Origin of the sequence: Streptomyces sp. JL2001 (genome assembly GCF_050917515.1) — a bacterium.
Taxonomy (GTDB): Bacteria; Actinomycetota; Actinomycetes; order Streptomycetales; family Streptomycetaceae; genus Streptomyces.
The window spans coordinates 2411094-2436961 of the sequence record NZ_CP169421.1 but is presented as its reverse complement, the minus strand read 5'-3'; the positions used below and the strand labels follow the sequence as shown (position 1 = coordinate 2436961).

27 protein-coding genes and 1 riboswitch are annotated in these 25868 nt (G+C 72.2%); of the genes, 21 read left to right on the top strand and 6 right to left on the bottom strand.

The annotated features are described in order from the left end of the window. The first annotated feature begins 9 nt into the window (after positions 1 to 9). The 4 genes from ACE1OA_RS10580 to ACE1OA_RS10565 all read left to right on the top strand — a co-directional run bounded on the left by ACE1OA_RS10580 (position 10) and on the right by ACE1OA_RS10565 (position 3414). On the top strand, positions 10 to 1344 hold the full coding sequence (locus tag ACE1OA_RS10580) for a sensor histidine kinase (RefSeq protein WP_432752680.1): 1335 nt from the start codon (positions 10 to 12) through the stop codon (positions 1342 to 1344). Continuing rightward, positions 1337 to 1981, top strand: coding sequence for a response regulator transcription factor (locus ACE1OA_RS10575; RefSeq protein WP_356608563.1), 645 nt, complete (start codon positions 1337 to 1339; stop codon positions 1979 to 1981). The genes ACE1OA_RS10580 and ACE1OA_RS10575 overlap by 8 nt, the downstream gene beginning before the upstream one ends. Before the next feature lie 28 nt (positions 1982 to 2009). Beyond that, the gene (locus ACE1OA_RS10570) at positions 2010 to 2981 is read left to right on the top strand and encodes a helix-turn-helix domain-containing protein (protein ID WP_386542620.1); all 972 of its coding nucleotides are present in this window, start codon (positions 2010 to 2012) and stop codon (positions 2979 to 2981) included. 298 nt (positions 2982 to 3279) lie between these two features. Then, positions 3280 to 3414 (top strand): hypothetical protein, encoded by a 135-nt coding sequence (locus ACE1OA_RS10565; protein ID WP_386542621.1) that lies wholly within the window; start codon positions 3280 to 3282, stop codon positions 3412 to 3414. 6 nt (positions 3415 to 3420) lie between these two features. Here the strand turns inward: ACE1OA_RS10565 and glgX are convergent, their stop codons facing one another. Continuing rightward, positions 3421 to 5658, bottom strand: a complete 2238-nt coding sequence (glgX, locus tag ACE1OA_RS10560) for a glycogen debranching protein GlgX (protein WP_356608607.1) — start codon at positions 5656 to 5658, stop codon at positions 3421 to 3423. Positions 5659 to 5826: 168 nt separating this feature from the next. On the opposite strand from glgX, the gene ACE1OA_RS10555 reads away from it, so the two are divergent. From ACE1OA_RS10555 to ACE1OA_RS10530, 6 genes are all read left to right on the top strand, one after another. Next, positions 5827 to 7077, top strand: coding sequence for a L,D-transpeptidase (locus ACE1OA_RS10555; RefSeq protein ID WP_356608557.1), 1251 nt, complete (start codon positions 5827 to 5829; stop codon positions 7075 to 7077). A 184-nt stretch (positions 7078 to 7261) separates the two neighbouring features. Then, on the top strand, positions 7262 to 8524 hold the full coding sequence (locus ACE1OA_RS10550) for a L,D-transpeptidase (protein WP_432752679.1): 1263 nt from the start codon (positions 7262 to 7264) through the stop codon (positions 8522 to 8524). Between the two features lie 90 nt (positions 8525 to 8614). Beyond that, positions 8615 to 9382 (top strand): enoyl-CoA hydratase/isomerase family protein, encoded by a 768-nt coding sequence (locus tag ACE1OA_RS10545; protein ID WP_361312972.1) that lies wholly within the window; start codon positions 8615 to 8617, stop codon positions 9380 to 9382. 166 nt (positions 9383 to 9548) lie between these two features. Beyond that, a complete protein-coding gene (locus ACE1OA_RS10540; protein WP_356608551.1) occupies positions 9549 to 10052 on the top strand; it encodes an ATP-binding protein in 504 nt (167 codons plus the stop codon). A 472-nt stretch (positions 10053 to 10524) separates the two neighbouring features. Further along, positions 10525 to 11313, top strand: a complete 789-nt coding sequence (locus ACE1OA_RS10535) for a polysaccharide deacetylase family protein (RefSeq protein ID WP_384870860.1) — start codon at positions 10525 to 10527, stop codon at positions 11311 to 11313. Beyond that, the gene (locus ACE1OA_RS10530) at positions 11313 to 12503 is read left to right on the top strand and encodes a YncE family protein (RefSeq protein ID WP_356608547.1); all 1191 of its coding nucleotides are present in this window, start codon (positions 11313 to 11315) and stop codon (positions 12501 to 12503) included. Before ACE1OA_RS10535 ends, ACE1OA_RS10530 begins: the two co-directional genes overlap by 1 nt. 105 nt (positions 12504 to 12608) lie before the next feature. On the opposite strand, the gene ACE1OA_RS10525 is transcribed toward ACE1OA_RS10530, so the two are convergent. Next, entirely contained in the window at positions 12609 to 13247 is a 639-nt protein-coding gene (locus ACE1OA_RS10525) for a GNAT family N-acetyltransferase (protein WP_432752678.1), read from the bottom strand. A gap of 94 nt (positions 13248 to 13341) precedes the next feature. On the opposite strand from ACE1OA_RS10525, the gene ACE1OA_RS10520 reads away from it, so the two are divergent. From ACE1OA_RS10520 to ACE1OA_RS10490, 7 genes are all read left to right on the top strand, one after another. Then, positions 13342 to 13557 carry an EF-hand domain-containing protein gene (locus tag ACE1OA_RS10520; RefSeq protein WP_356608543.1) on the top strand — a complete coding sequence of 72 codons (216 nt, stop codon included), beginning with the start codon at positions 13342 to 13344 and terminating at the stop codon, positions 13555 to 13557. 82 nt (positions 13558 to 13639) lie between these two features. Continuing rightward, positions 13640 to 14551: a CopD family protein gene (locus ACE1OA_RS10515; RefSeq protein ID WP_432752677.1), complete on the top strand. Its 912-nt coding sequence runs from the start codon at positions 13640 to 13642 to the stop codon at positions 14549 to 14551. A 227-nt stretch (positions 14552 to 14778) separates the two neighbouring features. Continuing rightward, the gene (locus tag ACE1OA_RS10510) at positions 14779 to 15141 is read left to right on the top strand and encodes an RNHCP domain-containing protein (RefSeq protein ID WP_356608539.1); all 363 of its coding nucleotides are present in this window, start codon (positions 14779 to 14781) and stop codon (positions 15139 to 15141) included. After that, positions 15141 to 15554 (top strand): RNHCP domain-containing protein, encoded by a 414-nt coding sequence (locus tag ACE1OA_RS10505; RefSeq protein ID WP_356608537.1) that lies wholly within the window; start codon positions 15141 to 15143, stop codon positions 15552 to 15554. Before ACE1OA_RS10510 ends, ACE1OA_RS10505 begins: the two co-directional genes overlap by 1 nt. A 255-nt stretch (positions 15555 to 15809) precedes the next feature. Beyond that, complete coding sequence (locus tag ACE1OA_RS10500; RefSeq protein ID WP_432752676.1) at positions 15810 to 16181, top strand: hypothetical protein; 372 nt, start codon at positions 15810 to 15812, stop codon at positions 16179 to 16181. Then, complete coding sequence (locus tag ACE1OA_RS10495) at positions 16178 to 16582, top strand: Imm50 family immunity protein (protein WP_386542624.1); 405 nt, start codon at positions 16178 to 16180, stop codon at positions 16580 to 16582. The genes ACE1OA_RS10500 and ACE1OA_RS10495 overlap by 4 nt, the downstream gene beginning before the upstream one ends. A 62-nt stretch (positions 16583 to 16644) precedes the next feature. After that, the gene (locus tag ACE1OA_RS10490) at positions 16645 to 17058 is read left to right on the top strand and encodes a hypothetical protein (protein ID WP_432752675.1); all 414 of its coding nucleotides are present in this window, start codon (positions 16645 to 16647) and stop codon (positions 17056 to 17058) included. A 136-nt stretch (positions 17059 to 17194) separates the two neighbouring features. On the opposite strand, the gene ACE1OA_RS10485 is transcribed toward ACE1OA_RS10490, so the two are convergent. From ACE1OA_RS10485 to gcvT, 4 genes are all read right to left on the bottom strand, one after another. Next, positions 17195 to 18580 (bottom strand): L-serine ammonia-lyase, encoded by a 1386-nt coding sequence (locus ACE1OA_RS10485; RefSeq protein WP_356608533.1) that lies wholly within the window; start codon positions 18578 to 18580, stop codon positions 17195 to 17197. 157 nt (positions 18581 to 18737) lie between these two features. Further along, positions 18738 to 19997: a serine hydroxymethyltransferase gene (gene glyA / locus ACE1OA_RS10480; RefSeq protein ID WP_356608531.1), complete on the bottom strand. Its 1260-nt coding sequence runs from the start codon at positions 19995 to 19997 to the stop codon at positions 18738 to 18740. A 21-nt stretch (positions 19998 to 20018) separates the two neighbouring features. Further along, complete coding sequence (gene gcvH / locus ACE1OA_RS10475) at positions 20019 to 20399, bottom strand: glycine cleavage system protein GcvH (protein ID WP_147979761.1); 381 nt, start codon at positions 20397 to 20399, stop codon at positions 20019 to 20021. Between the two features lie 100 nt (positions 20400 to 20499). Beyond that, on the bottom strand, positions 20500 to 21624 hold the full coding sequence (gene gcvT, locus ACE1OA_RS10470; protein ID WP_356608528.1) for a glycine cleavage system aminomethyltransferase GcvT: 1125 nt from the start codon (positions 21622 to 21624) through the stop codon (positions 20500 to 20502). Between the two features lie 169 nt (positions 21625 to 21793). Further along, positions 21794 to 21905, bottom strand: a riboswitch (glycine riboswitch). A gap of 141 nt (positions 21906 to 22046) precedes the next feature. Here gcvT and ACE1OA_RS10465 point away from each other — a divergent pair. The 4 genes from ACE1OA_RS10465 (at position 22047) to ACE1OA_RS10450 (ending at position 25864) form a co-directional block, all read left to right on the top strand. Then, on the top strand, positions 22047 to 22718 hold the full coding sequence (locus ACE1OA_RS10465; RefSeq protein WP_356608526.1) for an AAA family ATPase: 672 nt from the start codon (positions 22047 to 22049) through the stop codon (positions 22716 to 22718). Between the two features lie 261 nt (positions 22719 to 22979). After that, the gene (locus ACE1OA_RS10460; protein ID WP_356608524.1) at positions 22980 to 23720 is read left to right on the top strand and encodes an enhanced serine sensitivity protein SseB; all 741 of its coding nucleotides are present in this window, start codon (positions 22980 to 22982) and stop codon (positions 23718 to 23720) included. 40 nt (positions 23721 to 23760) lie between these two features. Then, complete coding sequence (locus ACE1OA_RS10455; protein ID WP_356775400.1) at positions 23761 to 24549, top strand: enhanced serine sensitivity protein SseB C-terminal domain-containing protein; 789 nt, start codon at positions 23761 to 23763, stop codon at positions 24547 to 24549. A 313-nt stretch (positions 24550 to 24862) separates the two neighbouring features. Then, positions 24863 to 25864, top strand: coding sequence for an ABC transporter permease (locus ACE1OA_RS10450; protein WP_356608520.1), 1002 nt, complete (start codon positions 24863 to 24865; stop codon positions 25862 to 25864). Positions 25865 to 25868: the final 4 nt, after the last annotated feature.

Below are 25868 nucleotides of genomic sequence, written 5' to 3'. Positions count from 1 at the left end.
GGAGCGGTGATGCCGACGACGGTCGAGGAACGCTGGCAGCAGTTCTTCCGCTGGGGCCCGTACGGCCTGCTGGCGGTGGCCACGGCCCTCTCCGGGGCCGCGGCCGAGGCCATCATGAGCGGTACGGAGGCGGCCGCGGCCGCCGTGCTCGTCGCCGCCGCCGCGGTCCTCCAGCTCGGCTGGGACGCCCACCGGCGGCGTGCCGGCCGCGCCGTGGGCCCCGGAGCGGCCGGCCCCGCCGCCCCGGCCGAGGCGCCCGCCGCGCAGTCACCCGAAGCCGACGCCGCCGCCCCGGCGGTCGTCCCCGGTGCCGCCTCCCTCGGGTACTTCGTGCTGCGCACCGCCCTCGCGTTCGCGCTGACCTGGCTCAACCCCTTCTTCGCGGTCTACGCCTGCATCGGCTACTTCGACGCCGCCCACCTGCTGCCCCACCGGCTGCACCGGGCGGGGTTCCTCGCCACCGCCGTCATCATGGCCGGCTCCCAGTCCGGCGGCCTGCCGCCGGCCTCCCTCCTCAACTGGGTCGCTTTCGGAGGACTGTTCGCGCTCAACGCCTGCCTCGTCCTGGTCTTCGCCCACCTCGGGGCGAAGGAGGCCGAGAAGGCCGCCGAACGCGCCGCCACCATCACCGAACTCGCCCGGACCAACGCCCGTCTGGAACAGGCCCTGGCCGAGAACGCCGCCCTCCAGGCCCAGTTGCTGCTCCAGGCCCGCGAGGCGGGGGTCGCCGACGAGCGGCGCAGGCTGGCCGCCGAGATCCACGACACCATCGCCCAGGGACTCGCCGGCATCATCACCCAGCTCCAGGTCGTCACCGCCGCACCCGACCCGGACGTCGCCCGCGTCCACCTCCAGCGCGCCGCCGACCTGGCACGGCAGAGTCTCGGCGAGGCACGCCGCTCCGTGCAGAACCTCGGACCGGTCGCCCTGGAACACGACCCGCTCCCCGAGGCGCTGAGGAAGACCGTCGCCGGCTGGTCCGAACGCACCGGCATCACCACCCGATTCACCGTCACCGGCACCGAGGAACCCCTGCACGAGGAGGTCGCCGCCACCCTGCTGCGGATCGCCCAGGAGGCCCTCGCCAACGCCGAACGCCACTCCGCCGCCTCCCGGGCCGGCGTCACCCTCTCCTACATGGGCGACGAGATCACCCTCGACGTACGCGACGACGGGCGGGGCTTCGACCCGGCGGCCCTGCCCGCCCGCGGCGGGACGGGCGGCTTCGGACTGGACGGGATGCGCGCCCGCACCGAACGCCTGGCCGGATCACTGTCGTTGGAGACCCGTCCCGGCGAGGGGACCGCGCTCTCCGCCCGCGTACCGTTGGTGCGCCATGGCTGACACCATCACCCTCCTCATCGCCGACGACCACCCCGTCGTCCGCGACGGCCTGCGCGGCATGTTCACCGCCGCCCCCGGCTTCGACGTCCTCGGCGAGGCGTCCGGCGGGGTCGAGGCCGTCGAGCTCGCCCTGCGCCTCGACCCCGACGTCGTCCTGATGGACCTGCGGATGCCCGGCGGCAACGGCGTGGACGCCATCGCCGCCCTCGCCGCGCGCGGATCCCGCGCCCGGGTCCTGGTCCTCACCACGTACGACACCGACACGGACACCCTCCCCGCGATCGAGGCGGGCGCCACCGGCTACCTCCTCAAGGACGCGCCGCGCGACGAGCTGTTCGCCGCCGTCCGAGCCGCCGCGGAGGGCCGCACCGTCCTCTCGCCGGCCGTCGCCTCCCGGCTGATCTCCCGGGTCCGCACCCCCGTCGCCCCCGTCGACGAGACCCTCTCCGGACGGGAACGGGAGGTGCTCGAACTCGTCGCCAAGGGCACCTCCAACCGGGAGATCGCCGCCGAACTCTTCATCAGCGAAGCCACCGTGAAGACCCATCTGACGCACATCTATGGCAAGTTGGGGGCCAAGGACCGGGCGGCCGCGGTGGCCGTGGCGTACGACCGAGGAATCCTGGGCCGCAACTGACCGACGTGCGACGCGACTCGGGGGAGTCATGGACGTCCACCACTTCAGCACCGACGCACTGGACCGGGCCGAGCGCTTCGGCCGGTGGCACGACATGACGGCCGCGGCCCTCATCCCGACCGTCATGCACAGCGACCACGCGGCCGACTTCCACGCCGAGGCGCACCTCCTCGACCTGGGAGCCGTCCAGGTCACCGCGATGCGGTACCCGCCGATGACGATCGACCGCACCAGGCGGCTGATCAGCCGCGCCGACCCCGGCTACTTCCAGCTCTCGCTGACCCTCAGCGGCGAGATGTGGCTGTCCCAGGCGGGCCGGGACACCGCCCTGACCGCGGGGGACCTGCTGGTCTACGACTCCTCGCGGCCCTTCCACGGCGTGACGCGGATCGACGACGGCCGGCTCGGGCACATCGTCGCCCAGTTCCCCAAGGCGCTGCTGCCGCTGCCCCCGCGCGAGGCCGAACGGCTCGTCGCCCTGCGGATGGCCGCGGACTCCGGCTTCGGCGCGATGCTGGCCCAGTTCCTGGTCCGCCTCGCCACCGACGGCGCCTCCTTCGGCCCGTCCGACGCGCCCCGCCTGACGACCGTGCTCCTCGACCTGCTGGCCGGGACCGCCGCCCAGCGGCTGGACGCGTGGGCGGCGCCCGAGCCGGAGAGCCGCCGCCGGGCCCTCTTCCTGCGCGTCCAGGACTTCGTGCACCGGCACCTCGCCGACCCCGACCTCAGCCCGCGCACGATCGCCGCCGCCCACCACATCTCGGTGCGCTACCTGCACCGCCTCTGCCAGGAGCAGGGGGTCACCGTCTCCGGCTGGATCCGCGACCGGCGGCTGGACCGCGCCCGCCGCGACCTCGCCGATCCGGGCCGGCGGCGGACCCCGGTCCACGACATCGCGGCCCGCTGGGGTTTCCGCCACCCCGCCGCCTTCAGCCGCGCGTTCCGGGCCGCCTACGGCTGTTCGCCGAGCGAGTACCGGGAGTGCGCCCAGCGTCAATGAGGTGTGCGCTCCCGGCCAACGACGTCGGCGGACGCGGCCGCCCACACTGGTCGGGCACGCGGTCCGTCCACGGGGGACGGTCGAGCGGTTCGCGTGCGGGTGCCCCAGGCGTGCGGACCGGCTCCCGGCCCGCAGGGGGAAGCACCACCCCACCCCCGTACCGGCCACCGCCGTCGCGCCGCGGTGGCCGGTACGGGGGCGGCGGCCGTGTCGTGGCCCGCGCCGAGCCGAGCGTCGAAGACGGCTTCACCGAGGCGCGCGCCCGGTGCCGCTCGGTGTTCGGCAAGGCGCCGGCGCAGTGGACCGCGCGGGCGAGCCCCGGAACTCCTTCCTCGTCGACGGCGATCCCACCGTCGAGATCGGCCACACCCCCGCCGGCGACAACCGCGTCTCCGGCGACTTCACCTGCTACGTCACCACCGCCGGGTCCTGACCCGCCTCACGCCCCGACCCGCAGCAGCACCACCGACCTGCCCTCCACCCGCACCCGCTCGCCGCCCCGGTGCACCGTGCCCGGGGCGCGGGTCTGGTCGTCCAGGGAGGTGTCCAGGACCAGCTCGTACGACTCCGCCCACGGCGGACCCGGCAGGAGGTAGTCCACCGGGCGGGTCCCGGCGTGCAGGATCGCCAGGAAGCTGTCGTCGGTGACCTGGGCGCCCCGCGCGTCCCGGCCAGGGATGTCGCGGCCCGACAGGTACAGGCCGAGCGTGGCGGCCGGGGCGTACCAGTCGCCCTCGGTCATCTCCTCGCCGTCCACGGTGAACCAGGCCAGGTCCCGCAGCCCGTCCGCGGCCTGCGGGCGTCCGGAGAAGAAGGCGCGGCGGCGCAGCACCGGATGGCGGTGGCGCAGGGCGAGCAGCCGGCGGGTCAGGTCGAGGAGCCCCCGCCGCCCGGGGTCCTCCGGCAGCGACCAGTCCAGCCAGCTCGTCTCGTTGTCCTGGCAGTAGGCGTTGTTGTTGCCGCCCTGCGTACGGCCCATCTCGTCGCCCGCGACCAGCATCGGCACCCCGGTCGACAGCAGCAGGGTCGTCAGCAGGTTGCGCAGCTGACGCAGCCGCAGGGCGTTGGTCTCCGGGTCGTCCGTCTCGCCCTCGGTCCCGCAGTTCCAGGCCCGGTTGTCGTTCGTGCCGTCCCGGTTGCCCTCACCGTTCGCCTCGTTGTGCTTGTGCTCGTACGTCACCAGGTCGCGCAGCGTGAAGCCGTCGTGGGCCGTGATGAAGTTGACGGACGCGTACGGCCGGCGCCCGCCCCAGGCGTACAGGTCGCTGGATCCGGACAGCCGGTAGCCGAGGTCGCGGACGTCCGGCAGGGCGCCGCGCCAGAAGTCGCGCACGGCGTCGCGGTAGCGGTCGTTCCACTCCGTCCACAGCGGCGGGAAGGCGCCGACCTGGTAGCCGCCGTTCCCCACGTCCCAGGGTTCCGCGATGAGCTTGACCCGGCGCAGCACCGGGTCCTGGGCGATGACCGCGAGGAACGGGGACAGCATGTCGACGTCGTGCATGGAGCGGGCGAGCGCCGCCGCCAGGTCGAAGCGGAAGCCGTCGACCCCCATCTCCGTCACCCAGTACCGCAGCGAGTCGGTGATCAGCCGCAGCACCTGCGGCTGCACGACGTGCAGGGTGTTGCCGCAGCCGGTGTAGTCGGCGTAGCGGCGGGCGTCGGACTGGAGCCGGTAGTAGCCGCGGTTGTCGATGCCCTTCAGCGACAGTGTCGGGCCGAGCTCGCCGGCCTCCGCGGTGTGGTTGTAGACCACGTCGAGGATGACCTCGATGCCGGCCTCGTGCAGCGCCCGCACCATCCGTTTGAACTCGCCGACCTGCCCGCCCGCCGACCCGGAGGACGAGTAGCCCGCGTGCGGGGCGAAGTAGCCGATGGAGTTGTAGCCCCAGTAGTTCCGCAGCCCGCGTCTCAGCAGATGGTCCTCGTGCGCGAACTGGTGCACCGGCAGCAGCTCGACCGCCGTCACCCCCAGCCGGACGAGGTGCTCGATCGCGGCCGGGTGCGCCAGCCCGGCGTAGGTGCCCCGCAGCTTCTCCGGGATGCCCGGATGGAGCCGGGTGAAGCCCTTCACGTGCAGCTCGTAGATGACCGAGTCCGGCCACGGGGTCTTGGGCCTGCGGTCGTCCCGCCACTCGTCGTCGGGACCGTCGTCGTGGACGACGACCCCCTTCGGCACGTGCGGCGCAGAGTCGCGTTCGTCCCGCACGGTGTCGGCCACCTGCTGCTGGGGCCAGTCCCGTACGTGCCCGTAGACCTCGGGCGGCAGCGCGAAGTCGCCGTCCACCGCCCGCGCATACGGGTCCAGGAGCAGCTTCGCGGGGTTCCAGCGGGCACCCGTCCACGGGTCCCAGCGGCCGTGCACCCGGTAGCCGTACCGCTGGCCCGCGCCCACCCCGGGCACGAAGCCGTGCCAGATCTCGTGGGTGAGCTCGGTCAGCGGCAGCCGCCGTTCGGTGCCGTCGGCGTCGAAGAGACAGAGCTCGACGGCCTCCGCCCCGCCGGCCCACAGGGCGAAGTTCGTGCCCGCCACCCCGTCCGGGCCGACCCGGCAGCGGGCCCCCAGGGGCGTCGGTGTGCCCGGCCACACCGACGGCCCGCGCCGTTCCACGACGGCAGCGGGCCGCGCTTCGGCGCGCGCCCCGTCCCGTACCGCCTCCTGCTCGGCTGCGCTCGACACCTGTCCGGCCTCCCGCGGCTCGTCGGGCCCCGTGTCCGAGAAGGCGTGCGGCGTCCCGGCCGCCGCTTCCCGCACGTGGTCCTCCCACCTGTTCTGCCCGAAGTGCCGCACTCCCAACATGACCCGCACGCACGTTTCCCCTGGAGGGTGGCCGTCGTTGGGCCGGGTGTGAAACACGTACTGAAGCGGGCGAGGGCCGGTGCGGTGCTCGCCCTGGCGGCGGCAGGACTGGTGGCCGGGCTGGTGGGCTGCACCGAGACGGACGGCGACGGCGGTGGTGGAGGCGGCGGTGGGGGCACCGGCGTGTCCGTGCCGGGGAAGGCGCGGGCGCCCGGTGACGTCATCCGGATCAGCCCGGAGGACGGCAGCCGGGCCGTACCGGCGGACGGGCCCATCGAGGTGAGGGTGGACGGCGGCCGGCTCGAACGGGTGAGTGTCGTTCAGGTCGAGGACGCCCAGCGGGCGGAGGTGCCCGGTGAGATCAGCGCGGACGGGCAGCGCTGGCGGCCCAGCAGCGGTGCCCGGCTCGCCCTGTCCGCCAAGTACAGCGTGGACGCGGTGGCGGTCGACGGGCAGGGCCGGCGCTCGGCCCGGCACACCACCTTCACCACGGTCGTCCCCGAGCGGCGCTTCATCGGCTACTTCAAGCCGGAGAACCGGTCCACGGTCGGCACCGGGATGATCGTCTCCTTCGGCTTCAACCGGCCGGTCGAGAACCGGCAGGCGGTCGAGCGGGCCATCCGCATCACCTCCGACCCGCCGGTGGAGGTGGTCGGGCACTGGTTCGGCAAGGAGCGTCTCGACTTCCGGCCCGCCGAGTACTGGAAGCCCGGCACCGAGGTGACCGTCGACCTGCGCCTGCGCGACGTCGAGGGCGCGCCGGGGGTGTACGGGATCCAGGACAAGACGGTCGGCTTCACGATCGGGCGGTCCCAGGTCTCCGTGGTCGACGCGGCCGAGCACACCATGGTGGTGCGCCGGGACGGCGGGGTGCTGGCGACGGTGCCCATCACGGCGGGGGCGCCGAAGACCACGACCTACAACGGGAAGATGGTGGTCACGGAGCTGTACGACGTGACGCGGATGGACGGCCGGACGGTCGGCTTCGGCGGCGAGTACGACATCAAGGACGTGCCGCACGCGATCCGGCTCACCGACTCCGGCACCTTCCTGCACGGCAACTACTGGGCCGACGAGTCCACCTTCGGTTCGGCCAACGTGAGCCACGGCTGTGTGGGCCTGCGGGACGACAAGGGCGGCAGCCCCGACTCCCCGGCGGGCTGGTTCTTCGACCGGACGCTGATCGGCGACGTGGTCGAGGTGGTCAACTCCCGTGACCGGAAGGTGGCTCCCGACAACGGCCTGGGCGGATGGAACATGGACTGGGCGGAGTGGAGGGCCGGCTCCACCCTGCGCTGAGCCACGTCTCCCCTCGCCGACCTGCGTCTTCCTTACGGTCCTCCAGGTGCAACTGGGACTGAACGGTGACATTCACGAGGATCTTTCGTGTCCGACGGTGTGGTTATCTAGCGCCGTGCGCGCGGAACGATGCGCGCGGGGGTGCGGGCGTGGCGTGGCCAGGCCGTGCGAGGGGAGACGACCATTGAACGGGCAGCCGATATCGGGGGCATCGGCCGGAACCGCGGGACGGCCGCCGGCCCGGCGGCGTGGGGGACGCCTGCAGGCGCTGGCGGTGGGGGCGTTGCTGCTCGCGCTGACGGCGTGCGGCGGCGGTGACCCCGCCGGCGGCAAGGGCGGGGAGGACGCGGGCTCGCAGGGCGGTGGCAAGCAGGGGAACGCGGCCTCGCAGGCGGTCGTGACGATCGTTCCGAAGGACGGCGCCGACGCGGTCGCCACCAGCGGTGTCCTCAAGGTGACGGCGGAGTGGGGCAAGCTGACCACCGTGACGGTCGCCGACTCCAAGGGCACCGAGGTCGAGGGCAAGATCGCCGCCGACGGTGCCAGCTGGCAGCCGGTCGGCCACCTGGCCGCCTCGACCCAGTACAAGGTCCACGCCGTCGCGAAGGACTCCGAGGGCCGCGAGTCGGCGAAGGACACCTCCTTCACCACGCTGGTCCCCAAGAACACCTTCATCGGCCACTACACGCCCGAGGACGGCTCGACCGTCGGCGTCGGCATGCCGGTCTCGATCAACTTCACCCGGGGCATCACCAACCCCGAGGCCGTCGAGAAGGCCGTCAAGGTGACGGCCGAGCCGGCGGTGGAGATCGAGGGCCACTGGTTCGGGAACGACCGGCTGGACTTCCGCCCGGAGAAGTACTGGGCCGCGGGCACCAAGGTGACCGTCGAGTTCAACCTCGACGGTGTCGAGGGCCGCCCGGGCGTCTACGGCAAGCAGAAGAAGAAGATCACCTTCACCATCGGCCGCCGTCAGGTGTCCACGGTCGACGCCAGCGCCAAGACGATGAAGGTCGAGCGCGACGGCCGGATCATCAAGACCCTGCCGATCACCGCCGGCGCCCCGTCGACGACCACGTACAACGGTCAGATGGTCATCAGCGAGAAGTACAAGGTGACCCGGATGAACGGTGCCACCGTCGGTTTCGGCGGCGAGTACGACATCAAGGACGTGCCGCACGCGATGCGCCTGTCCACCTCGGGCACCTTCGTCCACGGCAACTACTGGGCCTCGGCCGGCACCTTCGGCTCGGCCAACGTCAGCCACGGCTGCGTCGGACTGCGCGACGCGCGCGGCGCGGGCGACAGCTCCACGCCGGCGGCCTGGTTCTTCGACAGCTCGATCATCGGCGACGTCGTGATCGTGAAGAACTCGAAGGACAAGCAGATCCAGCCGGAGAACGGCCTCAACGGCTGGAACCTGGCCTGGTCGGAGTGGACCGCGTAGTCCACCGACGGCGTCAGCCGACCGCGGGACCCGGTGCTGTGACCAACGGCACCGGGTCCCGCGTCGTTAACGGCCGCTAACCTTCCCTCCATGACTGTGAACCTCGAAGTCGCCGAAGGCGTCGGTGTCATCCGCCTCGACCGCCCTCCGATGAACGCCCTGGACATCGCCACCCAGGACCGGCTGCGCGAGCTCGCCCAGGAGGCGACCGACCGCGACGACGTGCGGGCCGTGGTGCTGTACGGCGGCGAGAAGGTGTTCGCGGCCGGTGCGGACATCAAGGAGATGCAGGTCATGGACCACGCGGCCATGGTCAAGCGGTCCCGTGCCCTCCAGGACTCCTTCACCGCGATCGCCCGCATCCCCAAGCCGGTCGTCGCCGCCATCACCGGCTACGCCCTGGGCGGCGGCTGCGAGCTGGCCCTGTGCGCCGACTACCGGATCGCCGCTGACAACGCCAAGCTCGGCCAGCCCGAGATCCTGCTCGGCCTGATCCCGGGCGCGGGCGGCACCCAGCGGCTGTCCCGTCTCATCGGCCCCTCGAAGGCCAAGGACCTCATCTTCACCGGCCGGATGGTCAAGGCGGACGAGGCGCTCGGACTCGGTCTGGTCGACCGCGTCGTCCCGGCCGCCGAGGTCTACGAGCAGGCGTACGCCTGGGCCGCGAAGCTCGCCCAGGGTCCGGCGATCGCGCTGCGCGCCGCCAAGGAGTCGATCGACCAGGGCCTGGAGGCGGACATCGACACCGGCCTGGCCATCGAGCGCACCTGGTTCGCCGGCCTCTTCGCGACCGAGGACCGCGAGCGCGGCATGCGCAGCTTCGTCGAAGAGGGCCCGGGCAAGGCGAAGTTCGTCTGAGTCCGGCCGGGTGGGGGCGCGCGGCACACATGCTTCGCGCGCCCCCCATGCGCCCCGGCCTGCCCCTGGCATATGCCGATCGGAATCCCCGTCATTGTCGATTCCGGACGGGCGATTACGCCGGAACGGCCCCCGCGCCGGGCCCGGTCCGGCCATGATGGGGGGCATGGCGGGCCTGGAGGGTACGGAACAACCGCGGCAGCACGGGGGTGCGACCGCCGCTCGGTGGGTCCCGGCCGTCGAGGACGAACGGGCCCTGAAGGCAATGGAGTTGTACGGCAATCCGGCCGAGGAGGATGTCCGGCTGCCGTCCCGTCCCGAGTCCGCCGCCATCGCCCGCAGGCTCACGCAGTGCGTCGTCCTGCGTCACTGGGGGCTGACCCCGCAGATCGCCGAGCACGCCGTCCTCCTCGTCTCCGAGCTCGTCGGCAACGCCGTCCGGCACACCGGCGCGCGCGTCTTCGGGCTTCGCCTGCTGCGCCGCCGCGGCTGGATCCGGATCGAGGTGCGCGACCCCTCGCGCGGGCTGCCGTGCCTCATGCCCGTGCACGAGCTGGACGTCAGCGGCCGCGGGCTCTTCCTGGTCGACAAGCTCTCCGACCGCTGGGGCGTGGACCTGCAGCCGCGCGGCAAGACCACCTGGTTCGAGATGCGCGTCTCCGACCGCTGACCCCGCTCCGGCCGCTGTCCCCGCTCCGGCCGCTGTCCCCGCTCCGGCCGGCGCCCCGTCGGCCGCCTCTGCCGCCGCGGGTGTGGCCGCCCCCCGGACGCACAAAAGCCCCCGGCCGCCGTGGTGGGGCGCGTGGGGGCTTCTGTGAGGAGCGCCGTGGATCGGAGGGGTGTGTATCCACGGCGGCTGAGGCGACCTGGCCCGGGTCAATGGGGGTCGTGTCCCCGACTATGGCAGACGGGGAGCCGTACCGCCAAAAGTCCTTACCCGGATAAAACGGGCACTATGGGGACGTTTCGACGGTGAATCGTTGGTGATGCTGAGCACTCACCTTGTAAATGATGAATAAGTATGGCGTTCATCGGTTGTTTCCATGAGCGACACGGTTCGGGCTGGTCATGATCGCGACCTGCAAACGTCCTGAATTGGCCTAATCGTAATAATTCGGACAGAACGCCACTTAAATGGTCCCGTGCATCTGACCGACCGCCGCGGCGCGCTGCGGGCGGGTGCGGCCGTCGCCCTCACGGGAGCGCTCACCACCGCCTGCGGTACGGACGCCCCCCGCCCCGAGCCCTCCGGGTCCCCCGAGCCCTCGGCCCCCGGCCGGAGCCCCGCCGCCGCGCCCGCCGCCGCCCCCGCGCCCCGCCGCTTCCCGGGACTGCCCGCCGAGATCGCCACCGGCCCCCGCGACCGTCCCCGGGTCGCCCTCACGTTCCACGGGCAGGGCGACCCCGCCGTCGCACGCTCCCTGCTCGCCGAGGCCGAGAGGGCCGGCGCCCGCGTCACCGTCCTCGCCGTCGGCGAATGGCTCGACCGGCATCCCGACATGGCCCGGCGGATCCTCGACGGCGGCCACGACCTCGGCAACCACACCCAGCGCCACCTCGACGTCAACGCGATGACCGAGCAGCAGGCATACGGCGAGATCGCCGCCTGCGCCGAGCGGCTGCGGCGGCTCACCGGCTCCGTCGGCACCTGGTTCCGCCCCTCCCGCACCCGGCACGCCGCCCCGGCCGTCCAGCGGGCCGCCCGCCGGGCCGGCTACCCGCACGTCCTGTCGTACGACGTCGACTCCCTCGACTTCACCTCGCCCGGTGCCGCCGCCGTCGTCGCGCAGGTCGCCGGGCGGATCCGCAACGGATCCGTGGTGAGCCTCCACTTCGGCTACGCGGACACCGTCGCCGCGCTGCCGGGACTCCTCGCCGACCTCGACCGCCGCGGCCTGCGTGCGGTGACGACCACGGAGCTGCTGACCTGATGCCGCCTCTCACCACACGATCGACGTGCCTCCTCGCCGCCGCCCTGCTGGCCGCGCTCGCCGGCTGCGGCACCCCCGGCAAGACGTCGGAGGAAGCCCACGGCGGGCCCCGCAAGGAGGCCGCCCCACCCCCGGCCGCACCGAAGAAGACCGCCCCGGCCGGGCTCCCGGGCATGCCGCCGGTCCTCGACGCCCAGGACGTCTACGCCGCCGACCGGCCGAACCGGCTCTCGCCGGTGGTCAAGGACTTCCCCAGCCGGGTCTACGTGCCCAACACCAACTCCAACACGGTCTCCGTCATCGACCCGGCGACCTACAAGGTCGTCGAGACGATCCCGGTCGGCGTCCAGCCGCAGCACGTCGTCCCCTCCTGGGACCTGAAGACCCTCTGGGTCAACAACAACCGCGGCCACACCCTCACCCCGATCGACCCGGCCACCGGTGTCGCCGGCAAGCCGGTCGAGGTCCACGACCCGTACAACCTCTACTTCACGCCCAACGGCCGGTACGCCGTCGTCATGGCCTCCCTCGACCGCGAACTCGTCTTCCGCGACCCGCACACGATGGAGAAGAGGAAGACCGTCCCGGTGTCCTGCTACGGCGTCAACCACGCCGACTTCTCCGCCGACGGGCGGTACTTCGTCGTCTCCTGCGAGTTCTCCGGCGAACTGCTGAAGGTCGACACGGAGAAGATGGAGGTCATCGGACAGCAGAAGCTGCCCTTCCAGGGCGCGATGCCCCAGGACGTGAAGATCTCCCCGGACGGCAGGACCTTCTACATCGCCGACATGATGGCCCACGGCATGTGGGTCCTGGACGGCGACGCCTTCACCCAGCCGACCCTCCTGCCCACCGGCAAGGGCGCCCACGGCCTCTACGTCTCCCGCGACTCCAAGGAGATGTACGTGCCCAACCGCGGCGAGGGCTCCGTCTCCGTCTTCGACTTCGGGCAGAACAGGCTGACCAAGAAGTGGTGGCTGCCGGACGGCGGATCCCCGGACATGGGCGGTGTCTCCGCGGACGGCAAGGTGCTCTGGCTGTCGGGCCGTTACGACTCCGAGGTCTACGCGATCGACACCCGCACCGGAAAGCAGCTCGCCCGCATCCCGGTCGGCGGAGGCCCCCACGGCCTGGCCGTCTACCCCCAGCCGGGCCGCTACTCCCTGGGGCACACCGGCGTCTTCCGCTGAGAGGCCGCGGCGGAGAGGGCGGCCCCGGACCTCCCGGGCCCGCCCCCGCCGCGGACCCCTCCCCGGGGAACCGGTCTTCGCGGGGCGCGGCGGCGACGCCGGGCCTCAGCCGGCGATCAGCAACGCCTCCGAGCCCACCGGACGGTAACCCGCCGCCTGGAACGCCCGGACGCTGCGGGCGTTGCCCGGCGACTGCTGGGCCCAGACGACCCCGTCCGGCGTCAGATGCCGGGCGGCCCGCGCCAGGGCTCGTCCGAGGCCGCGGTGGCGGACCTCCTCGTCGACCTCGATCGCCGCCTCCCAGCGGCCGGCCACGCCCCGGCCCAGGATCAGGACCCCGCCGTCCGCCGCCCACACCCGGACGTCGTCCCGGTACTTCCTCGCCCGCACCACCCGCGGATGGTCCGGGTCCTCGATCGCCCGCAGCGGCAGCCCCGGTGCGCCGGGGAGGGCGTCGGCGACCGTCAGCAGGTCGATGGTGTTCATGTGCCGGCCCGTGCGCGTGAGCAGCGCGGCCAGGAACCGCGGGTTCATCGACGCGGCCAGCGGATCCCCCGGAGTCGCCGCCAGCTCCGCCCGCACCCACTCCGGGTCCTCGTCCGTGAAGACCACCGAATGAGCGGTGAAGGCGAGGACCCCGGCGTCCCGCGGGTCGGGCGGGGGGACCACGGCCGTCGACCCGTCCGGCGCCGGGAACACCCCGCGCGCCGCATCGGCCAGTACGTCTGCCACGTCGCTGCTCATACCTCCATGATCCGGTATGGGGCGAGGGCGGAGGCCGCCCGGCGGCCGGTTAATCTGACCCCCGTCAGAGAAGCACCGAGAAGGGGCGGAAACAGTGGCGGACATCGAGTCGGCACGCAAGGCATTCGAGCGGTTCGACGTGGACGGGGACGGCCTCATCACCGCCACGGAGTACAAGAGCGTCATGGCGCAGCTGGGTGACTTCCACGTCACCGAGACGGTCGCCGAGGCCCTCATCAACCAGCGTGACGCCAACGGCGACGGAAAGCTGTCCTGGGACGAGTTCTGGGCCCACCTCAACAAGGCCTGAGCCGCCGGGCGAGGACGGGCGCCGCTCCACGTGCGTACGCCGTTGAGTTGCCGCCCGTCCGGCCCTCGGTGACGATCGTCCGGTGACGCCCCCCGGACCCGTGGTCACCCCGGCCCGCGTGACCGCGGCGACGCTCGCCGCGCTCGCCGGGCTCGCGCTCGCCGTTCTCGGCGCCGCCCTGGCGCAGGCGGGCACCGGCGAGCTCCGCATCCCCGCGGCGGGCACCACCACCCTGCTGAGGCTGTTCGTCCTCGCCGCGTTCGCGATCCACCTCGGCGAACTCGCCGGTGCCCGGATCGCCGGCGAAGGCCCCCTGCCACGCTGCTGGTCCCCGGCCGCCGCCCTGCTCGGCGCCGCCGCCACGGCCGGCCTCCTGCTGCTGTTCTCCGCCGTCAGCGGCCTCGGCCTCACGACCGTGTACGGCATGCGCGAAGGACGGCTGCTGCTCGTCACGGCCAACGCCTTCGTCCTCGCCGCCCTCTGCGCCACCGGCCGCCGGCCCGCCCTCGCGCTCGGCCCCCTCGGCGTCGCCGTCCTCGCCGAGGCGCTGCGCGCCCACCCCGAGGCGACCGGCCCGGCGATCGGCGCCGCCCTCACCGTGGTGCACCTGACCGCCGCCTCGCTCTGGTTCGGCGCTCTGCTGCACGTGCTGCGGACCATGCGGCTGCGCGGCGGCGGGCGCGCCGTCCTCGCGCGCTACGCCCGCACGGCGGCCTGGCTCTACGCCGCGCTCGTGGTCACCGGCACCTGCTCGGCCCTGCGCCGCCTGCCGCCGGACCTCGTCCTGGGTACGGCGTACGGCAGGGTGCTGCTGGTCAAACTGGGTCTGGTCGGGCTGGCCAGCCTGCTCGCGCTGACGGCACGGCGCCGGATGCTGCGGGGCGGGGACGCGCGGACACCGGCTCGGACGGAACTCGGCGTGCTCGCCGCCGTCGTGCTCGTCTCCGCCGTCCTCACGGTGGTGCCGGACCCGCACTGGCTCAGCCCGGCGTGACCCCCGGGCCAGGCCCGCCCGAAAACCGGTGGCCCCGGCCGCGCCCGCCCCGGTACCGTCGCGCCGTCCCGACCGCTGCCGTACCGACCTGGGCCCGTCGGCCCCGAAAGAGTGATCTATGACCCGGACCGAGCCGAGCGCTCCTCGCCGCTGACCTCGTCCCCGAGGACCCGCTCGGCCTCCTCCTGCTGTCCACGCGTCACGCCTTCAGCCAGGAGTCACCCCGAGTGTCATCCATTTCCCCGAACATCCAGCGGACCGCCACCTTCGCCTGCGTACGCTGCGGCCTGACCGTCGCCGCGCTGGGCCCGGACGGCGTCCCCCGCAACCACTGCCCGAGCTGTCTGCACTCCCAGCACGTCCAGGACCACGTCGAGGGCGGCCCCTCCGACTGCCGGTCGCGGATGTCGCCGATCTCCATCGCCGTGCTGAGGACGGGCGACTGGATGGTCATCCACCGCTGCACCCGCTGCGACGAACTGACCTCCAGCCCGGTCTGCCCGGACGACAACCAGCTCATCCTGATGCGCATGGCCGTCCGGCCGCTGGCCCAGCCGCCGTTCCCCCTCGAAGTCTTCGGGGAGCTGTGATGGCGCGCCGCACGGGCTCCGGACGCCGTCCCCAGCGGCGCAAGGACGTCCTGCACGGCCGGGGCGGCGAGGCCGGCGACGCCTTCCGCTGCGTCGGCTGCCGGCTCGACGTCCCGCTGGCCGCACCGGGCACCGCCCACCGCAACCACTGTCCGCACTGTCTCACCAGCCTCCACGTCGACCGGCGGATACCGGGCGACCGGGCGGCGGAGTGCCGGGGGCGGATGGCGGCGCTGAGCATGTCCGTCCGGACGGACGGCGAGTGGATGATCATCCACTCGTGCCTGTCCTGCGGCGAGCTGAGCGCGAACCGCATCGCGGGCGACGACAACCCCCTCGCCCTGCTCCGCCTCGCGGTCCGCCCCCTGACGGACCTCGGCCCCCCGGTCCGGGAGGCGCTGCTCACGCTGTAGGCCCGGTCCGGGCGGTCGCACCTGCCCGCGACGACCGCCCGGGCGGGGCCTGCGCGCCTCGGAGAGGACGCAGGGACGACGCGGGGCGCCTTGCCCTCCCGTCGAGTGGGGCGGGGCGCCCGGTGGGCGCCGAGATGAGCTCCCGTCAGCCACAGCGCAAGTGGCTCGGTCCGGTGGAATTCCGCCGATCAGGCGTCGCTCAACGTCGAAGTTCTTCGTTGCTCCTGGGAATGATCACGTGACAGCATGGTCCGAGTGACAGACAACGGGGACGACGTGTCCACGCCTCGACGCATCGCGCGGCTGGTCGATCCGGCGGCTGCGAGGGATCCGGCCACCCCGTCGGATCCACGGTCGGAGCCGAGTTCGAAGCCGACTCTGTCGGTGCCGGTGGCAACAGCACCGAACGCGCCGGACACGCGGCCGGCAGACGGGGCGGCCGGCGCGCGGCGGGAGTTTGCGCAGTTGCTCGGCGAACTCCGCCGTACCGCGGTGCTGGTGCCGTTCGACGAGCACGGGAGCCTGTGGACCGCGGATGTCAGCGGCGTGCGGCGGATCTGTGCCTTCTCGGGCGAGGAGGCGCCGGCGCGGTTCGCGGTCGCGCGGGAGGAGGGGAAGCGACGATGAGCTGGACCTCACTTCTCACCAACCCTGTGGGGATCGAGAAGATCTACGGTGGGCACCCGCCAGAGCTCGCATCCGTGCCCCTCCACGCAGTCGACTTCAGCAGAGAGGGCCCGCTGCTGACGCTACGTTTCGACATGCCGTCCTATCCGGAGACACCGCCGAAGAAATGGTCGGTTCAGGGTTTCGACACCGTCCAGGTGACGATGGCGCTTGCAGGCGTACGAACAGTTTCGCTGACCGGATTCACATCGGACCCGGTAGTAGACATCGTCCTGAGCAGCGGAGACGGGGTGGCAGTGGAGATCTGCTCGGATTCGGTCCAGCTTCAGGCATCCGCTGCTGTCGTGTACATCGCACAGATTTCCGGCTACAGGACGGGAGGAGCGGCCGGTTCGGCGTAAGGAGCAAAGGCGGCTCAGCGGGCTACGACGACCGGGCGACGACGAGAAAGGTCATCGGACTCATGCCGACTCGCTTCCACCTGGCGGGCGAGACCCTCAGCCGTATGGGGGTCCTCGAGTGGTTCAAGCTCAGCGCGGGGCCTCACCCGGACCACGGACGCCTTCACGTGCCCTATGCCGGCTGGCGGTTCGCCCGGCCGGGGCCCGAGAAGCTCCGGACCGTCGAGGAGGCCGTCCGGACGACGCCGACCCAGGTGGACTGGCGCGTGGACGCGTCCCGACGGAACTGGCTCCTCGCCCCGGCGCGCATCCTGGGAGACGGCCCGAACCCGGCGGCGTCGCCGGCCTTCGACGAACGCGTGGCGGAGGCGGCCCGGGATCAGGAGTTCTGCGCTCGGGCCCTGGAGGACCTCGACGGAATCATGCGCACCCTGGGCGAGCTCACCGCTGCGCGGGAGAGTTCGCACCGGGACTGAGCCGTCGTGACCGGGGCCGGGGCGGGCCGCTCGTCGGCGCGGGCGGGGGAAACGCCCGAGGGCCCGGAACCGTCTCCACGGTTCCGGGCCCTTCGGCTAGCAAGGCGAAAACACCCTGGTCACAGGGCCCACCGCCTCAGCACTCGATGATGTTCACCGCGAGGCCGCCGCGCGCCGTCTCCTTGTACTTGACCGACATGTCCGCGCCGGTCTCCTTCATCGTCTTGATGACCTTGTCCAGGGAGACCAGGTGGTTGCCGTCGCCCCGCAGCGCCATGCGGGCCGCCGTGACGGCCTTGACCGCCGCCATGCCGTTGCGCTCGATGCACGGGATCTGGACCAGGCCGCCGACCGGGTCGCAGGTCAGGCCCAGGTTGTGCTCCATGCCGATCTCGGCCGCGTTCTCCACCTGCTCGGGGGAGCCGCCCAGCACCTCCGCCAGCGCGCCGGCCGCCATCGAGCAGGCCGAGCCGACCTCGCCCTGGCAGCCGACCTCGGCGCCGGAGATCGAGGCGTTCTCCTTGAACAGCATGCCGACCGCGCCCGCCGCGAGGAGGAAGCGGACCACGTCGTCGTCCTTCTCCTCCTGCGAGGAGCCGCGGGCCGCGAAGTTGATGTAGTAGTGCAGGACCGCCGGGATGATGCCCGCCGCGCCGTTCGTCGGGGCGGTGACCACCCGGCCGCCGGCCGCGTTCTCCTCGTTCACGGCCATCGCGTACAGCGTGATCCACTCCATCGCGAGCGCCGCCGGGTCGCCCTCGGAGCGGAGCTTGCGGGCCGTGTTCGCGGCGCGGCGGCGGACCTTCAGGCCGCCGGGCAGGATGCCCTCGCGGGACATGCCGCGCGAGACGCAGGCCTGCATGACCCGCCAGATCTCCAGGAGACCCGTCCGGATCTCCTCCTCGGTGCGCCAGGCCTTCTCGTTCTCCAGCATGAGCGCGGAGATCGACAGGCCGGTCTCCCGGGCCAGCCGCAGCAGCTCGTCACCGGTGCGGAAGGGGTACTTCAGGACGGTGTCGTCCGGCACGATCGGGTTCTCGCCCTGGACCGCGTCCTCGTCCACCACGAAGCCGCCGCCGACGGAGTAGTACGTCTTCTCCAGGACCGGCGCGCCCTCGGCGTCGTAGGCGAAGATCGTCATGCCGTTGGCGTGGTACGGGAGCGCCTTGCGGCGGTGCAGGACCAGGTCCTCGTCGAAGTCGAAGGGGATCTCGTGCGCGCCGAGGAGGTTGATCCGGCCGCTCGACTTGATCCGCTCGACCTGGTCGTCCGCCGTCTCCACGTCGACCGTCCGCGGTGAGTCGCCCTCCAGGCCCAGCAGGACCGCCTTCGGGGTGCCGTGGCCGTGGCCGGTCGCTCCCAGCGAGCCGTACAGCTCGGCCCGTATCGCGGCGGTGTGGGCGAGCAGACCCTCGTTCTTCAGGCGGCGCGCGAACATCCGGGCGGCGCGCATCGGGCCCACCGTGTGGGAGCTGGACGGCCCGATGCCGATCGAGAACAGGTCGAAGACCGAGATGGCCACGGGGGACTCCTTGTGGGTGGTAGACGCCGTTGTCTGCCGGGGTGGTGCAGAACAGAGCAGGTACATCGCGCGCGGGAGGCACACGGGTCGGGGCACCGCGCTCACAGTCCAGTGTGCGCGGTGCCCCGGAGATTCGTACGAACAAAAGGGTACGAAACTACTTCAGGCCGGGGTACAGCGGGTGCTTGTCCGCGAGCGCGGTCACCCGGGCCTTCAGCGCCACGGCGTCGAAGCCGGGCTTCAGGGTCTCCGCGATGATGTCGGCCACCTCACGGAAGTCCTCGTCGCCGAAGCCGCGGGTCGCGAGCGCCGGCGTGCCGATGCGCAGACCCGAGGTGACCATCGGCGGACGCGGGTCGTTCGGGATCGCGTTCCGGTTGACCGTGATGCCGACCTCGTGGAGACGGTCCTCGGCCTGCTGGCCGTCCAGCTCGGAGTTGCGCAGGTCGACCAGGACCAGGTGCACGTCCGTGCCGCCGGAGAGGACGGAGACACCGTGCGCGGTGACGTCGTCCTGGACCAGGCGCTCGGCCAGGATCCGGGCGCCGTCCAGCGTGCGCTGCTGGCGCTCCTTGAACTCCTCCGAGGCCGCGATCTTGAAGGAGACGGCCTTGGCCGCGATCACGTGCTCCAGCGGGCCGCCCTGGAAGCCGGGGAAGACCGAGGAGTTCAGCTTCTTGGCGAACTCCTTCTTCGCCAGGATGATGCCGCCGCGCGGGCCGCCGAGCGTCTTGTGCGTGGTGGAGGTCACCACGTCCGCGTGCTCGACCGGGTTCGGGTGCAGACCCGCCGCGACGAGGCCCGCGAAGTGGGCCATGTCGACCCACAGGTACGCCTCGACCTCGTCGGCGATCCGGCGGAACTCGGCGAAGTCCAGCTGGCGCGGGTAGGCGGACCAGCCCGCGATGATCACCTTGGGGCGGTGCTCCTTGGCGAGCCGCTCGACCTCGGCCATGTCGACCAGGCCGGCCTCGTCCACGTGGTACGCGACCACGTTGAACTGCTTGCCGGAGAAGTTCAGGCGCATGCCGTGGGTGAGGTGGCCGCCGTGCGCCAGGTCAAGGCCGAGGATCGTGTCGCCCGGCTGGGCGATCGCGAAGAGGGCGGCCTGGTTGGCGGAGGCGCCGGAGTGCGGCTGCACGTTGGCGTACTCGGCGCCGAACAGGTCCTTGATCCGGTCGATCGCGATCTGCTCGGCCACGTCGACGTGCTCGCAGCCGCCGTAGTAGCGGCGGCCCGGGTAGCCCTCGGCGTACTTGTTGGTGAGGACGGAGCCCTGGGCCTCCATGACCGCGACCGGAGCGAAGTTCTCCGAGGCGATCATCTCGAGGGTGGACTGCTGGCGGTGGAGCTCGGCGTCGACAGCGGCGGCGACGTCGGGGTCCAGCTCGTGGAGAGGGGTGTTCAGAAGCGACATGAAATCGATCCCTAAGGGGTCTCAGTTCCCGGCGGAGAACTCGGCGTACTCGTCGGCGGAGAGCAGGTCCTTCGGCTCCTCGGCGACGCGTACCTTGAACAGCCAGCCACCCTCGAACGGAGCGGTGTTCACCAGGGACGGGTCGTCCACGACGTCCTGGTTGGCGGCGACGACCTCGCCGGTGACCGGGGAGTACAGGTCGCTGACGGACTTCGTCGACTCCAGCTCGCCGCAGGTCTCGCCCGCGGTGACCGTGTCGCCGACCTCGGGAAGCTGGGCGTAGACGACGTCACCGAGCGCGTTGGCCGCGAACTCCGTGATGCCCACCGTCGAGACGCCCTCCTCGGCGTCCGACAGCCACTCGTGCTCCTTGGTGTAACGCAGCTGCTGGGGGTTGCTCATGACCTGATTCTCCTGGATCGGGGGAGTGCTGATGAACGTGGGTCTTGCCAGATGAGACGCGAAGTGAGATGGACCCGGGCGCCGGCGGCCCGGGGGAACGTCACTTCTCGCGCTTGTAGAACGGCAGCGCGACGACCTCGTACGGCTCGTGGGTGCCGCGGATGTCCACACCTACACCCTGCGTGCCGGGCTCGGCGTGCGCCGCGTCCACGTACGCCATGGCGATCGGCTTTCCGAGGGTCGGGGACGGGGCACCCGAGGTGACCTCGCCGACGACCTGGCCGTCCACGACGACCTGCATGCCGGCCCGCGGGACCCGGCGGCCCTCGGCGATCAGGCCGACGAGCTTGCGGGGCGGGTTGGTGGCGGCGCGCTCGGCGGCGGCCTCCAGCGCCTTGCGGCCGACGAAGGAGCCGTCGTTCGTCGTCTTCTCGAACTTCACGACCCGGCCCAGACCGGCGTCGAACGGGGTCAGCGAGGTGGTCAGCTCGTGCCCGTACAGCGGCATGCCCGCCTCCAGGCGGAGCGTGTCGCGGCAGGACAGGCCACAGGGGATCAGGCCGACCGGGGCGCCCGCCTCGGTCAGCGCCCGCCACACGCCCTCGGCGTGCTCGGGCTTCAGGAACAGCTCGAAGCCGTCCTCGCCGGTGTAGCCGGTACGGGCGATCAGCGCGGGGACCCCGGCGACCGTGCCCGGCAGGCCGGCGTAGTACTTCAGGCCGTCCAGGTCGGCGTCGGTGAGGGACTTCAGGATGCCGGGGGACTCCGGGCCCTGCACGGCGATCAGCGCGTACGCGTCGCGGTCGTCGCGGACCTCGGCGTCGAAGCCGGCCGCGCGCTCGGTGAGGGCGTCGAGCACGATCTGCGCGTTGGAGGCGTTGGCGACGACCATGTACTCCTGCTCCTGGAGCCGGTACACGATCAGGTCGTCGAGGATGCCGCCGTCCTCCTGGCAGATCATCGTGTAGCGGGCGCGGCCGAGGCCCACGGTCGAGATGTTGCCGACGAGCGCGTGGTCGAGCAGCTCGACGGCCTGCGGACCGGTGACCGTGATCTCGCCCATGTGGGAGAGGTCGAAGAGACCGGCCTTGGTGCGGACGGCGTTGTGCTCGTCGCGCTCGCTGGCGTACCGCAGCGGCATGTCCCAGCCGGCGAAGTCGGTCATGGTCGCGCCCAGCGAACGATGCAGGGCATCGAGGGCGGTCAGGCGGGGGGCGTTGCTCATGGGGTGGCTCCCAAGTCCCAGGGGGCGTGCAGGGCACGACATGCATGACGGGTGAGGACATCCTCCCCATCTGTCATGGAACCTGAGAGGTTCACCGAGGGCATCCTCGGCTTGCACCTTGGGTGGAGCCGCGCCGGTGCTGCCGGGGCGGTTCGCTTTTCAGATCTGCCTCATCCACGCGGTACGGGGCCTGAGAGATTCAAGGGAGGGTCTTGCTCCTTCGGCGCCCGGACTGCTACAGCAGTGCTACAGCCTGTCCAGGACTCTCCCGCGCGGATTCGAGCGGCCGATATGCGGTTGTGTGCGCTTGGCGCGCACATCATTGCACGCGGGGTCTCATCGGCAAATCGCTTGTGCCGCATTACCGCTTCTTTACACTTCTTGGGCAAGGGCTCCCCAAGGGCCCGACAGGGGGAGTAGCGATGACGTTCCAGCGGACCGGCGCCTATGCGGCCGACACCGGACTGCCGGCCGGACGCGCCCGGGCCAGGACCCGCCGGCGCACCAAGGCCGCGCCCCTGCTGCGGGACCTGCGCGAGCGGGCCGGCCGCGGGCCGCGGGCGCTGACCTTCGCCGCCGGTGACCTGGTCGTGGTCTCCGGGCTGCCCGGCAGCGGGAAGTCGACCCTGATGGCCCGCGCGGCCGAGGGCCGGGGAGTCGACTCGCAGGACGCCCGGGAGCGCTGGGAGGCGCTCATGCCGCGCTTCCTGCCCTACGCCGTCTACCGCCCGCTGGTCCGCGCCGCCCACTACGCCGGACTGCGGCGGGACCTGCGTGCCGGCCGGAGCGTGATCGTGCACGACTGCGGCACCCAGTCCTGGGTGCGCGCCTGGCTCGCCCGCGAGGCCCGCCGAAGAGGGCGCGCCCTGCACCTGATCATGCTCGACGTCACCCCCGCCGCCGCCCGCGAGGGCCAGCGCGAGCGGGGCCGCGGGGTCTCCGGCTACGCCTTCGCCCGGCACCGCCGGGCCGTCGGCCGCCTGCTGCGCGCCGTGGAGTCGGGCCGCCTGCCCCCGGGGTGCGCCTCGGCGACCCTCCTCGACCGGGACGCGGCCGACGCGCTGCGCCGGATCGCCTTCCGCGACGCGGACTGAGAGCCCGGCGGATCCACCACGGATTCGCAGGGGGGGCGAGGGGGGACGGACGCCCCGGGCCCGGCGGATTCCGGCCCGGCACCGTGCGCGGCTGGCCGTAAGGAGCCGCGCGGAGGGGCCGCGGACCGGCGGCGACGCGCGCGCACGGGGATACGGACCGAGGTGCTCCGTGCGTATCTGGCCACGGCGAGGTCAGGGCGGCGTTAGGGTTCTGCCCCGAGGGCGCGTGACGACTTCGCGCGAGAAGGGGAACCGAGAACCGTGGACGTTACGTGGCCGGGCAACGAGCTCGAAGAGGTGCTGGCCGCCTCACTGGGCAACCCCGCTGCCGGGGGCCGGCTCGTCGAGGTGCTCGGACGGAGCCCGATCTGGGTGCCCCTGCCGAACGGCGGCGGCCCCGACAGCACCGACCTCGACCTGCCCACGATGGAGATCGACGGCCTCCCGTACGTCCCCGTCTTCAGCTCCGAGCAGCAGTTCCTCGCCTGTGTCGGCAGCCACATGTCCTTCACCGTCGCCCCGGCCCGGGAGTTCGCCCGCGGCCTGCCGCCGCAGCTCGGCATCGCCGTGAACCCCGGCGGCACCGTCGGCGCCCCGCTGCCCCCGCCCGCCGTGGCCGAACTCTGCCGGGTCGGCCGCACCTCGCTGGACGGCCCCGCGACCGGCGGCCGGGTCCGCCTCTTCGAGCCCGACTGGCAGGACGACCCGGTCGACTTCCTCTCCGCCGCGGCCGCCGAGTTCGACGCCACCGGGGTCGTCGTCACCGCCCGGCGCGCCCTGGCCAGCGTCGAGGGCACCGAACCCGCCCTCTTCGTCGGCGTCCAGCTCGCCACCTGGGACGGCGTCGACCGCAACGCGCCCCTGGACGCGCTCGGCCGCGCACTCGGCCGGGTCGAGGTGGCCTGGCCGGTCAATCTCATCCTGCTGGACGTTGCGCAGGACCCGGTGGGGGACTGGATGCTGGAGCGGGTGCGCCCGTTCTACCAGCGGGCCTCCGCGTGATGAAGCAGATTCGGTGGACGAAAGAGGGGCGGGACCCACGGTGAGCGCGTCAGGCACCGCTGCGGCCGGACAGGTCGAGCACATGCTGCGCCAGGTGACACCCGGACGCTACGACGCGTACGAGCAGCTGCTGCACGCCCTGGCCGACGGCAACGTCTGGATGCTGCTCTGGCAGGGCCAGGCCGGCTCCCCGGACGCCCAGTACGGGAAGATGGAGATCGACGCCCTCGGCTACGCCCCCTGCGTGACCTCCGCGCAGGAGCTCGCCGCCTCCGGCTGGAACCGGGCCCACGAGGTCGTCACCGGCCGCGACATCGCCCGCGCGCTCTACCCCGACCGCTGGGGCATCTGGCTGAACCCGCACGACCCCGGCGGCGGCGTCGGCATCCCGTGGGCCGACCTCCGGCGGATCGCCACCGGCCTGGAACGCATGCCCGCGGGACCCCTGCGACTGTCCGAGCCCGCGCTGGAGATCCCGCAGTTCTACGCCCTGCTGACCCAGAACGCGCACCGCACCCCGTCCGTGCGGTCGCTGCGCCGCGCCTGGGTCCAGCCCGCGCTGGGCTCCCCCTACCTGGCCATCGGTCTCGACCTCTACGACACCTCCGCGGCCTCGGTGGAGACGGTGCGGGCGATGATGCGCCAGTCGATCTCCGCCGTGCCCGACGGACTGCCGGTCTCGACCGTCGCCATGTCCGACGATCACGACCCGGTGACGATGTGGCTGCGGGCCAATGCCCGCCCGTTCTACGACCGCGAGGCGCACGCAGCCCCCGCCCCGCACGCCCCCGGTTACGGCTACCCTCCCGCTGCGCCCCGAGCGTACTGATACGTCCCTTCCGTCACCCCAATTGCATCCGACACCGTTGCAGTTGGGGGACATGTCCGTTCTGGTCGAATAGCGGCCGAGATGGTCCGCTCACGCGATCACTGCGTCCGGATAACGGAAGGCGTAGGACCGCATCACGTTTGAGCAAACATTCCCCGTCAGGTCTGGCGGGTGATCGCGAACCCATTGAAGACTCCCCGGAACACCGGGCGTTCGGCCTTCCTGGCCTGCGCCCGAGGAGTTTGTTCCACCAAGCCGCTACCCGCGGCGGGCAAGGGCCGGCTACCGGCGGCCGAGAGGGGTCCTCACCACGATGACGGCACCACTGCACGAGACGAGTGCGGCCGAGTCGACGGTTCCCGTCGACGCCGTGTCCGACCTCCCGGCCAAGGTGATCGAGGGCCGCTCTCCCTGGCAGATCGCCTGGACCAGGCTGAAGCGTGACAAGCTCGCCCTCACCGGCGGATTCGTCGTGCTGTTCCTGATCCTGGTGGCCATCTGCGCTCCGCTGATCGTGGGCCTCCTCGGCCACCCGCCGGACCAGTTCCACGAGGACCAGATCGACCCGCTCTTCGGTACCCCGATCGGCTCCTACGGCGGCATCAGCTCCGACTTCCTCTTCGGGGTCGAGCCGGTCAACGGCCGCGACGTCTTCAGCCGCATCGTCTACGGCGCCCGGATCTCGCTGCTCGTCGCCTTCCTCGCGGCGGTCTTCGCGGTCCTGCTCGGCACCGTCCTCGGCATCATCGCCGGCTACTTCGGCGGCTGGATCGACGCCGCCCTCAGCCGCGTCATGGACGTCATGCTCGCCTTCCCGCAGCTGCTCTTCACCATCGCCCTGGTCTCGGTGCTGCCGAACTCGCTGCTGGGCCTGGACGGTTCGGGCGTCCGCATCGCCGCACTGGTCCTCGTCATCGGCTTCTTCGGCTGGCCCTACGTCGGCCGCATCGTCCGCGGCCAGACCCTCACCCTGCGCAACCGCGAGTACGTCGAGGCGGCGCAGAGCCTCGGCGCGGGCCGCTTCTACATCCTCCGCAGGGAACTGCTGCCCAACCTGATCGCCCCGATCACGGTCTACGCGACCCTGATGATCCCCACCAACATCCTCACCGAAGCGGCCCTCAGCTTCCTCGGTGCGGGCGTGAAGCCTCCCACCGCTTCCTGGGGGCAGATGCTGTCGGCGGCCATCTCGACCTACGAGTCGGATCCCCTGTTCATGGTGATCCCCGGCCTCGCCATCTTCATCACCGTTCTGGCGTTCAACCTCTTCGGCGACGGCGTGCGCGACGCGCTCGACCCGAAGAGCTCCCGCTGACCGA

Bases quoted from the DNA above. Each gene is read 5' to 3' on its own strand.
- ACE1OA_RS10580 (WP_432752680.1), top strand. From the start codon at position 10: ATGCCGACGACGGTCGAGGAACGCTGGCAGCAGTTCTTCCGCTGGGGC.
- ACE1OA_RS10575 (WP_356608563.1), top strand. From the start codon at position 1,337: ATGGCTGACACCATCACCCTCCTCATCGCCGACGACCACCCCGTCGTC.
- ACE1OA_RS10570 (WP_386542620.1), top strand. From the start codon at position 2,010: ATGGACGTCCACCACTTCAGCACCGACGCACTGGACCGGGCCGAGCGC.
- ACE1OA_RS10545 (WP_361312972.1), top strand. From the start codon at position 8,615: ATGACTGTGAACCTCGAAGTCGCCGAAGGCGTCGGTGTCATCCGCCTC.
- ACE1OA_RS10540 (WP_356608551.1), top strand. From the start codon at position 9,549: ATGGCGGGCCTGGAGGGTACGGAACAACCGCGGCAGCACGGGGGTGCG.
- ACE1OA_RS10530 (WP_356608547.1), top strand. From the start codon at position 11,313: ATGCCGCCTCTCACCACACGATCGACGTGCCTCCTCGCCGCCGCCCTG.
- ACE1OA_RS10525 (WP_432752678.1), bottom strand. From the start codon at position 13,247: ATGAGCAGCGACGTGGCAGACGTACTGGCCGATGCGGCGCGCGGGGTG.
- ACE1OA_RS10505 (WP_356608537.1), top strand. From the start codon at position 15,141: ATGGCGCGCCGCACGGGCTCCGGACGCCGTCCCCAGCGGCGCAAGGAC.
- ACE1OA_RS10495 (WP_386542624.1), top strand. From the start codon at position 16,178: ATGAGCTGGACCTCACTTCTCACCAACCCTGTGGGGATCGAGAAGATC.
- ACE1OA_RS10490 (WP_432752675.1), top strand. From the start codon at position 16,645: ATGCCGACTCGCTTCCACCTGGCGGGCGAGACCCTCAGCCGTATGGGG.
- glyA (WP_356608531.1), bottom strand. From the start codon at position 19,997: ATGTCGCTTCTGAACACCCCTCTCCACGAGCTGGACCCCGACGTCGCC.
- gcvH (WP_147979761.1), bottom strand. From the start codon at position 20,399: ATGAGCAACCCCCAGCAGCTGCGTTACACCAAGGAGCACGAGTGGCTG.
- gcvT (WP_356608528.1), bottom strand. From the start codon at position 21,624: ATGAGCAACGCCCCCCGCCTGACCGCCCTCGATGCCCTGCATCGTTCG.
- ACE1OA_RS10465 (WP_356608526.1), top strand. From the start codon at position 22,047: ATGACGTTCCAGCGGACCGGCGCCTATGCGGCCGACACCGGACTGCCG.
- ACE1OA_RS10450 (WP_356608520.1), top strand. From the start codon at position 24,863: ATGACGGCACCACTGCACGAGACGAGTGCGGCCGAGTCGACGGTTCCC.